General features: G+C 66.2%; 1 protein-coding gene and 1 pseudogene. One reads left to right on the top strand and one right to left on the bottom strand.

Translation table 11 applies throughout. The annotated features are described in order from the left end of the window. Positions 1–295, top strand: a pseudogene (locus tag WBF82_RS08570) (hypothetical protein); the annotation flags it as partial. A gap of 71 nt (positions 296–366) precedes the next feature. On the opposite strand, the gene car reads toward WBF82_RS08570, so the two are convergent. Continuing rightward, positions 367–3,321: carboxylic acid reductase (car, locus tag WBF82_RS08565; protein WP_424382622.1), on the bottom strand; the 2,955-nt coding region annotated here is incomplete at its 5' end.

Here is a 3,321-nt window from a genome sequence, read left to right as displayed (position 1 = left end):
CGCCAAGCGTGCTCTGCTCGAGATCGTTTACTTCTCCGGCTTGGGCGCGCTGATCATCTTCCTCGGCGCAGCGGCCTTGGCGCGAATGTCGGTCCGGACGGCGCGCGACCTGGAATACCAGCTCGCGAACGAGCCGGTGGCGGCGCCGGGAGCGGACACCTCCGCTGCTTACGCAGCACCGGCAGCAGCGCCGGCAGTCGCCCCAGACGCCCCGACCGATGCGGCGCCGCGGGCGCACCGGCGCGAACGCAGCGGCTTGTTCCGCCGGCGACGCCACACCGCAACCAGCCACTGAGTGCTGGCGCGAGCAGACGCAAAAGCCCCGCACGCCTCGGCGTGTCGGGGACTTTTGCGTCTGCTCGCGGTCTAGAGCAAACCGAGCACCTGCAGGTCGGTGGCGTACTTGACGATGATCGGCGCCGAGACATGCGGAATGTCTTTGTCCGGACCGATTTTCGCCTCTTGCACCGCCGCGCGGAACCGGTCGGTCGGAGCGATCGACCCGTTGATCGCCACCGAAGGCCGGTGGTAGTTGTGCAGCAGCGGCAGCAGCGAGGCTTGACGCTGTTTGTCTGGCAGCGCCCGCAACGCCGTCTCGAACCGCTGCACCCATTCGCGGTAATCGTCGACCCGGTGGATCGGGTAGCCGGCTTCAATCAGCCAGTCGACGTACTCGTCCATCCCGATGCCGTCGTCGTAGGGGTTCATTACGTGGTAGGTCTGGAAGGCCTCCACGTTCTGAGCTCCCAGCGTCGAGATCGCCTCGGCGATGAACTCGACCGGCAAGCCGTCGTAGTGCGCGCGCTGCCGGTGCCCGTCGCTGTCGAGCTCGTAGAACGAGCCCGGCGCGATACCGGTGGCCACCAGGCTGAGCATCATTCGGGTGAACATGTCCGGCAGGTTGAGCTGGCCGGCGTATGTGGTGTCGGCCAGGATCATGTCGCAGCGGAACACCGCGACCGGCAGCCCGCACAGATCATGCGCCTCACGCAGTAACACCTCGCCGGCCCACTTGCTGTTGCCGTAGCCGTTGGCGTAGTTGTCGTTGACCGCACGGGCCGCACTCATCACCCGAACGTCGGCGTCCTCGGTGAACTTGCCCGGTTCGATCTGGTCGCCGACCCCGATCGTCGACACGTAGGTGTACGGCTTGACCTTGGTTGTCAGCGCGATGCGGATCAGCTCTGCGGTGCCAAGCGCGTTCGGTCCGAACAGCTCGCTGTAGGGGAGCACATGGTTGACCAACGCTGCCGGGTCGACGATCAGGTCGACGGTGTCGGCCAGTCGTTGCCAGGTCCGAGCATCCAGGCCGAGGTTGGCCTCGCCCTTGTCGCCGGCGATGACCTCCAAGTGGTCGGCGGCCAATTCGCGGTAGTGCGCAAGCAGTTTCGGGTCGCCGCTGTCGAATGTCTTGTCGAGGCGTGTCCTCGCGTCTTCATCTGTGCGGGCACGCACCAAGGCGATCACCTTGCCGTCGACCAAGTCCATCCGTTCAAGCCACTCCAGCGCCAGGTAGCGGCCCAGGAAGCCGGTCGCGCCGGTCAGCAGCACGGTGCGAACCTCGTGATTGGCCCGCGGCAGGTTCGGCGCGCCGGCCAGCGTGTCGGCGTCGAGGAACTTGTCCAGGGTGAGGTCGGCGGCATGCACCTCGACCGCGCCGCGGCCGTGCACACTCGCGAATGTCGGCCGCTTGGTGCCCTGTCGCTCGCCCTCGATGTAGTCGGCGATGGCCTGCAGGTCGCTGGCCGGGCTGACAATCACGCCCACCGGCACATCGACGTCGAAGATCTCGTGTAAGAGGTTGCCGAATATCAACGCGGACAACGAGTCTCCGCCCAGATCGGTGAAGTGAGCATCGGGTGTCAGATCGCTGGTCGCCGTGCCCAGCATGGCGGCCGCGGCCCGGCTGACGGTCTGCAGCACGGGCGCGTCGGCGCCGCTGCGGCGCAGTTCGGCCAACTCGTTGGCCTGGCCTTGAGCCAAGTCGGCGTAGAGCTGTTCGAGACGCTCGCCGTAGTGCTGCTTCAGCTTCGGCCACGCCAGCTTGCGAATCCCGGTCAGCAGACCGTTCTCCAGACTGAACGGCGTGGTCTCGATGATGAAGTCGCGCGGCACCTCATAGGACTGCAGGTTGGCTTGCCGCGCAACGCTTTGCAGCGACTCGGCGATCGCTGACTTCGACGCGTTGACGTCCGTCGGCACCACGACCGCCAGCAGGTAGGGCTGCGCGCTGTTGCCGTAGACGTAGATCTGGCGGACCAGCGGGCTGTTGCCGAACACCGCCTCCAGCTTCGCCAGCGTGACGAACTCGCCCTGCGCGAGCTTCAACACGTTGTTGCGGCGGTCGACATAGACCAGCCGGTCGGGTGCGACCTCGGCGAAGACGTCGCCGGTCCGGTAATAGCCATCGGCATCGAAGACGTCGGCGGTGGTTTCGGCCCGCTTGTAGTAGCCGGGGAACATGTTCTGCGTCCGCAGCAGCAACTCGCCGCGCGGATGCGGGCGGTCGGTGCTGAAGTAGCCCAGATCCGGGACGTCGACCAGTTTGTAGTCGACAACGGGCGGACGCTGAATTTCCCCGTCGAACAACACCATTCCGGCCTCGGTGGAGCCGTAGCCGTCCAGCAGGTGCATCTCCAGCAACGATTCGACCCAGGTCCGCAACTCAGGCGAGGTCGGAGCCGAGCCGGTCATCGCGAAGATGTAGCGGCCGCCAAGCAGCTCCTGGCGCAGCTCGATCATGACCTGAGACTCGACGGTCTCGCGGTCGGCGCCGTCGGCTACCCGTCGGCCCACTTCACTTTGGTACTCGCCGTACAACATCTCCCAGATGCGCGGGACGAAGTTCAACTCGGTGGGCCGCACCAGACGCAGGTCCTCCAGCAGCGTCGACAGATCGCTCTTGGCGGCGAAGTAGGCAGTGCCGCCGTTGCCGAGCGTGCCGTACAGGATGCCGCGACCCATCACGTGGCTCATCGGCATGAAGTTGACGGTGATCGATGCGGCGCTCGGCCCGAACCAGTTCTTGGTCGAGCGGTTCCACATTTTCGCGACGTTGCTTTGCGGGTAGATCGCGCCCTTGGGTGCGCCGGTGCTGCCCGAGGTGTAGATCAGCAGCGCCAACGGGTCGCCGTCGCCCTCGAATGCCGGCACCGCGGGCAACCCGGCGCCGCGCTCGCGAACCTCGTTCAGCGTCTCGATGGTCAGCCCGATGTTGGCCAGCCGCTCGTGGGCGCTCTGCAGCGCCTCGCGGTGGTCGTCGACCTCGGTGCGGTAGTCGAAGATGACCAGCCGTCCGGGGGTATGCCCGGCATCGGCGGC

The organism is Mycobacterium sp. (genome assembly GCF_049673265.1).
Classification (GTDB): Bacteria; Actinomycetota; Actinomycetes; order Mycobacteriales; family Mycobacteriaceae; genus Mycobacterium.
Note: the sequence above shows the minus strand (reverse complement) of the source record. Positions and strands in the feature narration are given on the sequence as shown.